We start from the raw sequence: 6,873 nt of genomic DNA, 5'->3' as shown, positions 1-6,873 counted from the left end.
ACCGAGTGGTGGGGCAAGAGCCCTTTTGGTTACTTTTGGGGCTCTTTTCCAAAAGTGACCCGCTGTAAGAGCGGAACCCTAAGTCGCCGTTACCTAAATAACGGATATGTACTCAGTCAACCAGCCCAACAGAGCATAGAGACTCAACCTGCAATAGCCCTGTGTCCGCCAGTACATGGGCAACTGATCCGCCGCCATCGCAGACAAGCCAGCCCCCACACTTGATCTCCATGAGGCTCAAGCCCCCTGCAACCTTGAGGGTTTTCCCCAGGCAAAAAAAAGCGGCGCACCGACCAAGTGCACCGCAAAAATGCCGTAGAACACAGCAACAACGATTCAGTAAATCCAATCAGTCCAGCAGAGCCAGCGCCTCAGCGGTGGTTTCCTGGATACGTGCCCAGTCGCCGTTCTTGACCCATTCAGGGTCGAGCATCCAGCTACCGCCCACGCACATCACATTCTTCAAGGCCATGTAGCTCTTGATGTTGGCCGGGCCCACACCGCCAGTCGGGCAGAATTTCACTTCACCAAACGGACCGCCCAAGGCCTTGATAGCCGCCACGCCACCGCTGACTTCAGCCGGGAACAGCTTGAAGCGGCGATAACCCAGGCCATAACCTTCCATAATCCCGGACGCATTGCTGATGCCCGGCAACAACGGAATCGAGCTGTGAACCGAGGCTTCCAGCAGATCACGGGTAATCCCGGGGGTGACGATAAATTGCGAACCGGCCACTTCGGCCGCTTCCAGCATGTGGCGATCCAGCACAGTACCGGCACCGGTGCACAGCTCCGGGCGCTGCTCACGCAACACCTGGATGGCCTTGAGGCCAAACTGCGAACGCAGGGTCACTTCCAGTGCCGTCAAACCACCGGCAGCCAGGGCATCGGCCAGGGGCAGAATGTCCTGTTCACGGGCAATGGTGATCACCGGCAGGATCCGCGCCTTGGCGCAGAGGCTGTCGATCAAGGCAACTTTGTCCGCCATGGAAACGGTAGGTTGGGGGCTGTTCATCGCGGCTGATCCTTGGCTCATGGGCACCAGTAAATCTCTAAAGTAGGTTGCAAAAACGCGCGTATCGGCATGGCAGCAACGTCGTCACTGGCCAGCGCGGCGCTCAAGGTGGTCAATTTCGAGCTGCCGGAAATCGACAGCACGGTGTAGTGGGCGCTGGCCAGCAATGCGCGACTCATGGTCAGGCGCTGGTGCGGCACGGTCGGCGCCAGCATCGGCCAGCAACGACGGCTGCCGTCCGGCTTCAGGGCTTGCGCCAGGTTCGGGCTGTTGGGGAACAGCGATGCGGTGTGGCCGTCATCGCCCATGCCCAGTACCAGCACGTCAATCGCCGGTAACTCGGCGAGCAGGCGATCGGCCTGCTCGGCAGCCTGGTCAAGGGTGGCGGCGACGCTGTACAGGCTCAGGAACTTCGCCTTGGCCGCCGGGCCTTGCAGCAAATATTTCTTCAACAGGCCGGCGTTGCTGTCGGCATGCTCCACCGGCACCCAACGCTCGTCGGCCAGGGTGATAGTCACCTTGGACCAGTCCAGGCCTTGCTTGGCAAGGTTCTGGAAGAACGCCACGGGGCTGCGGCCACCGGACACCACCAGGGTCGCTTCGCCACGGGCACTGATGGCCGTTCGCAGTTGTTCAGCCACATCATTGGCCAGGCCGTCAGCCAGCAACGGCGCGGTGCGGTACTCATGGGCAGTGACGCCCTGAGGCAGTTTCAGTTCAGATATCGCCATACCAAGACCTCCCGTCCCGCGTGATCAGTGCAATCGAGCTCATCGGCCCCCAGGACCCCGCCGCATACGGCTTGGGCGCATCACCGGATTTTTTCCACCCGGCGATCAACTGGTCACACCACTTCCACGCGGCTTCGATTTCATCTTTGCGCACAAACAGGTTCTGGTTGCCGCGCATGACTTCAAGTAACAACCGCTCGTAGGCATCGGGAATCCGCGCGCTGCGATAGGTGTCGGAAAAATTCAGTTGCAGCGGCCCGCTGCGCAGTTGCATGCCCTTGTCCAGGCCCTGCTCCTTGGTCATCACGCGCAAGGAAATACCTTCGTCCGGTTGCAGGCGGATGATCAGTTTGTTGCTGATCTGCAAGCGCTGCTCGGGGGCGAAGATGTAGTGGGACGGTTCCTTGAAGTGGATGACGATCTGCGACAGCTTTTGCGGCATGCGCTTGCCGGTGCGCAGGTAGAACGGCACCCCGGCCCAACGCCAGTTACGGATATCGGCCCGCAGGGCGACGAAGGTTTCAGTGTCGCTCTGGGTGTTGGAGTTTTCTTCTTCCAGGTAACCCGGCACCGGCTTGCCGGCGCTGTAGCCCGCAATGTATTGGCCGCGCACCACTTGGGTGGTCAGGCCGTCCGGGCTGATGGGCGCCAGGGCCTTGAGCACCTTGACCTTCTCGTCACGAATACTGTCGGCAGACAGGTCAGCCGGCGGGTCCATGGCGATCAGGCACAGCAACTGCAGCAGGTGGTTCTGGATCATGTCCCGCAGCTGGCCGGCCTTGTCGAAGTAACCCCAGCGACCTTCGATGCCTACCTGCTCGGCCACGGTGATTTCCACGTGGGAGATGTAGTTCTGGTTCCACTGGGTTTCAAACAGGCTGTTGGCAAAACGCAGGGCGATCAGGTTCTGGACGGTCTCTTTGCCCAGGTAGTGGTCGATGCGGTAGGTGCGGTTTTCCGGGAAAAACTGCGCCACGGCGTCGTTGACCTTGCGCGAGGAATCCAGGTCCGAGCCGATGGGTTTTTCCAGGACCACCCGGGTGTTTTCCGCCAGGCCGACCTTGGACAGGTTCTCGCAGATTGCGCCGTACACCGCCGCCGGGGTGGCGAAGTAGGCAATCAGGCGTTGTTCGGTGCCGGCATTTTCTGCCAGGGCGACGTAGTCGTCGGCCTTCAGGAAGTCGACGTGCAGGTACGTCAGGCGGGCCAGGAAACGCTGGGCGACGGTTTCGTCCAGTTCCTTGCCGACGTAGCTGCGCAATTCTTTTTCGATGTGGGCCAGGTGCTGTTGCTCGGAACCAGCCTCACGGGCCAACGCCAGGATGCGCGTGTCTTCGTGCAGGAGACCCGCGCCATCGAGTTGATAGAGGGCAGGAAATAACTTGCGCAGCGCCAGATCACCCAAGGCGCCAAACAGGGCAAAGGTGCAGGGTTCTACGGTTATCAAAGGCATGATGTTTGTTCTTTTATCAAGTTAAGCTACAAATACCTTTTTTTAAGGCATCACTCAAGGAAAAATGTAGTAATAACCACAACATTTTCCCGAAAAACGTATTCCGAGTGGTGGTGTTCAACTACCCTCAGTAGGATAGGCCACCGCAAAGGGCCGCTCGTCGATTGGTTGACGACCCTTATTTGCATCGTCGCCCTAAGGAAACATGAATGGACCGCGTGCGAAATCTACTGGAACAGATCCAGAAACGCCTCGAAGAACTGAACAAGGCTGAACGTAAAGTCGCCGAGGTCATCCTGCTCAACCCGCAGCAGGCGACCCGCTTCTCTATCGCCGCCCTCGCCCAGGCCGCTTCGGTCAGCGAACCCACCGTGAACCGCTTTTGCCGTTCGTTCGGCGTGAGTGGTTACCCGGAACTCAAATTGCAGCTGGCGCAGAGCCTGGCCAGTGGCGCGGCGTATGTCAGCCGTGCCGTGGGGGCCGATGATAACCCCGAGGCCTACACCCAGAAGATCTTTGGCAGCGCCATCGCCTCCCTGGACAGCGCCTGTCAGGCACTGGACCCGAACCTGATCAGCAAGGCCGTCGACCTGTTGATCCAGGCCCGGCAGATCCACTTTTTTGGCCTGGGTGCGTCGGCGCCGGTGGCCATGGACGCCCTGCACAAGTTTTTCCGTTTCAACCTGTCGGTCACGGCCCATGCCGATGTGCTGATGCAACGGATGATCGCCTCGGTGGCCCACACCGGTGAGTTGTTCGTGATCATTTCCTACACCGGGCGCACCCGTGAACTGGTGGAAGTGGCGCGTATTGCGCGGGAAAACGGCGCCTCGGTGCTGGGTGTCACCGCCGAGAACTCACCGCTGGCCAAGGTCAGTACGGTGAGCTTGAACATCCCGCTGCCGGAAGACACCGACATCTACATGCCGATGACCTCGCGGATCATTCAACTGACGGTGCTGGACGTGCTGGCAACGGGCATGACCTTGCGTCGCGGGGTGGATTTCCAGCCGCATTTGCGCAAGATCAAAGAGAGCTTGAATGACAGCCGGTATCCGGTGGGGGATGAGTTTAACTAGGCTGTTGAACGGCTTTTTGTGGTGAGGGAGCTTGCTCCCGCTGGGCTGCGAAGCGGCCCCAATAGGTCCATCGCAGTCTTTCAAAAAGAACTCAATTGCCTGATTAAGGGGGCGCTTCGCGCCCCAGCGGGAGCAAGCTCCCTCGCCACAAAGAGCCACTTGCCACACCGCTAAACCCCAGCCCGGGCCTGCAAACTCAAATGCGCCCTCTCCCCCGGCGCCAGGCTGGCCGCGGCCATCGCCGACTCCACACACACAAACCCCGACGCCTCGTTGAAACTCACCCCCAGCAACGGCCGGCTGCCCGGGTGCCACACCACGGTGTCGGCACGTTCTCCGGTATCAATGCACAACTCGCGCTGCCAGGCATGGTCCTTGAGGTGCAATTCGCCGTCGTGCTGGAACACCCGCTGGCAACCGCCATCGACCCGCAACTCACCTTCCTGCTGACAGGCCTGGCGATTGAGCTGGTCGTAACCTTGTGCCCCATCAAGCCCGGACAGCGCTATCTCACCCACATCACCAATTCGCCAATAGGCGTGCAACGCATGGCTCAGCTGGCAAGGCAGTTCGTCCTGGTGCTCGGTGGCCAGGCGCAGTTCCAGGGTGTCCCCCAGGTGCGCATGCAAGTCCACCTGCCAATCGCATAACTGCAATTGCCAGTGCAACCGCACACCATCGTCGTCCGTGCTGCTGTCCAGCAGTTTCCAGTCGATCAGCCGCGCCCAACCATGGGAGGGCCAGGCGTTTTCGCTGGGATGGCGGCCATACCATGGCCAACACACCGGCACACCGCCACGAATGGCGCCCACCTGCGGCCACTTGGCCGCGCACCACAACCAGGGCTTCTGCCCCTTGGGCTGAAAGTGCAGCAATTGCGCGCCCTGGCGACTGAACACCGCCTGGCACAGCGGGTGGTCGATCACCAACACATCGCGCATCTGAAAGCGTTCCCAGGCGAATACCGGCCGCTCGCGCAGGGATTTGAAAAAGCGTTGCAGCGGATGCTCATGCATGTGCCACGGTCCTGAAGATCTTTGTAGGAGCTGGCTTGCCTGCGATGGCATCGCCTCGGTGTGGCAGATACACCGCGGGGCTCGCATCGCAGGCAAGCCAGCTCCCACACAAAAAAAAGCGGGTAGCCTTGGCTACCCGCAAAATGCGCACAGAGAGAAGGAGCTTATCGCAACAACGTTAGAACGTAGACTGAATTTTCAGGCCCGCTACAACGGCGTTGTCGACTTGCTTAACACCACCTGGGTTGGCGATGTATTGCAGGTTGGGACGCACGGTCAGCCAGTTGGTGACGTGGATGCCGTAGTTCAGTTCGACGTTGTATTCGGTGTTGCGCAGCGGTGCGTAACCCGATTCGCTGTAATCGGTGAAGCCGTTGGCCTCGTTGTACAGCTCGGCGTTTTTCTTCACGTCGCTGTTGGCATGGATGCGGGACACACCGATACCCACGTCATCCTTGGTACGGGCGTCGAACGGGCCTTTGTACACAAGCATCACCGACTGGTAGTTGTCGACCAGGTTGGTGTCTTTGTCGTGGAAGGTGGCGTTGGCCGCGATGTTCAAGCCGCGTGAAGCGTCGCCATTGTGGGTGGTGAGTTGCTGTTGCAGAACGCCCCAGTAACCGCTTTTGCTGTTGCGAACACGGAAGGCGGCGCCGGTGGTGCCAGCGTCGTTACCGTTGACGTCTTCACGCACGTCGGCCGCATCGGCGGTGCTCTTGTAGTAACCCACACGGTATTCGCCCGGCAGGCCATTGACCTTCGGCGACCAGACCAATTCCACCGGCAATACGGTGCCCTTGGTGCCGCTGCCGCTGAGTTTGAAGCCGTTGCCGTGTTCCAGCTGCGACGGGTTCTGGTTGTACGCACCAATTTGCGCATACAGCTCAGGCGTGATGTTGTATTTCACGCGGATAGCGGCCTGGCTGACAGGCCAGTTGTACCAGGTGTTTACATAGTTACCGACCTGGGAGCCGCAGAACGACAAGTTCTGGAAGTCGCACGGGAAGGTGTTGAAATCTTCGCCTTCACCGAAGTAACCGAGCTTCACGTCCAGCTTGTTGTCGAACATCTGGTGCTGAATCCAGAACTGGGTCAGACGCACCATGTGGCCACGACCATCGACTTCTTGAGACGAACTCAAGGTGCCGGCACGCGGATCACCGATACGGTCGTTGGAGATGTTCGCACCATTACGATTGGTCAACTGGATCTTGGCCTGGGTGTTGCTCCAGCCCCACAGCTTGTCCAGGTCCAGTGCTACGCCCAGACCGAACTGGTCAGCGTAACGGGCAGTTTTGTCATTGTTGTAGCCACCGCCGAGGTTGGCGCCGACTTCACCGACGTAATCCGCCTTGATGTCGATACCTTGCTCGATCAGCTTGGTACGCTCGCCGCCCCAGTCACCGGTCATCCATTTGGAATCGGCGCTGAATGCGTCGTCCGCCATCGCATTGGCGGACAGTACCAGGGCTGCTGCTGCTGACAGTTGGCAGATCAGCCGGGTGTTGTTGTGTTGCTTTTTCATCCCTACATCCTCGTCTTTATTGTTATTAACTGTTTTTATCTAACGCGGTTTACT

General features: G+C 59.5%; 6 protein-coding genes. 1 reads left to right on the top strand and 5 read right to left on the bottom strand.

Annotated features, from left to right (window positions below; genetic code table 11):
- Positions 1 to 349: 349 nt before the first annotated feature.
- Genes HX855_RS32330 through zwf form a run of 3 tightly spaced genes read right to left on the bottom strand, consistent with a single transcriptional unit; the run spans position 350 to position 3,199 of the window.
- Positions 350 to 1,015, bottom strand: coding sequence for a bifunctional 4-hydroxy-2-oxoglutarate aldolase/2-dehydro-3-deoxy-phosphogluconate aldolase (locus HX855_RS32330; RefSeq protein WP_003213027.1), 666 nt, complete (start codon positions 1,013 to 1,015; stop codon positions 350 to 352).
- A 17-nt stretch (positions 1,016 to 1,032) separates the two neighbouring features.
- Positions 1,033 to 1,746 carry a 6-phosphogluconolactonase gene (gene pgl / locus HX855_RS32325; protein ID WP_177090600.1) on the bottom strand — a complete coding sequence of 238 codons (714 nt, stop codon included), beginning with the start codon at positions 1,744 to 1,746 and terminating at the stop codon, positions 1,033 to 1,035.
- On the bottom strand, positions 1,733 to 3,199 hold the full coding sequence (gene zwf / locus HX855_RS32320; RefSeq protein WP_177090602.1) for a glucose-6-phosphate dehydrogenase: 1,467 nt from the start codon (positions 3,197 to 3,199) through the stop codon (positions 1,733 to 1,735). The genes pgl and zwf overlap by 14 nt, the downstream gene beginning before the upstream one ends.
- Positions 3,200 to 3,417: 218 nt before the next feature.
- Here zwf and HX855_RS32315 point away from each other — a divergent pair, with 218 nt between their 5' ends.
- Positions 3,418 to 4,278 carry a MurR/RpiR family transcriptional regulator gene (locus HX855_RS32315; protein ID WP_177090645.1) on the top strand — a complete coding sequence of 287 codons (861 nt, stop codon included), beginning with the start codon at positions 3,418 to 3,420 and terminating at the stop codon, positions 4,276 to 4,278.
- Positions 4,279 to 4,448: 170 nt separating this feature from the next.
- On the opposite strand, the gene HX855_RS32310 is transcribed toward HX855_RS32315, so the two are convergent.
- Together HX855_RS32310 and HX855_RS32305 are read right to left on the bottom strand one after the other, a co-directional pair.
- Entirely contained in the window at positions 4,449 to 5,294 is an 846-nt protein-coding gene (locus tag HX855_RS32310; RefSeq protein WP_177090604.1) for a D-hexose-6-phosphate mutarotase, read from the bottom strand.
- A 178-nt stretch (positions 5,295 to 5,472) separates the two neighbouring features.
- Positions 5,473 to 6,819: a carbohydrate porin gene (locus HX855_RS32305; RefSeq protein ID WP_177090605.1), complete on the bottom strand. Its 1,347-nt coding sequence runs from the start codon at positions 6,817 to 6,819 to the stop codon at positions 5,473 to 5,475.
- Between the last annotated feature and the right edge of the window lie 54 nt (positions 6,820 to 6,873).

This window comes from Pseudomonas sp. IPO3778 (assembly GCF_013386825.1).
Classification (GTDB): Bacteria; Pseudomonadota; Gammaproteobacteria; order Pseudomonadales; family Pseudomonadaceae; genus Aquipseudomonas.
The sequence above is the reverse complement of the archived record's forward strand: the minus strand, read 5'-3'. Positions and strand labels throughout refer to the sequence as shown.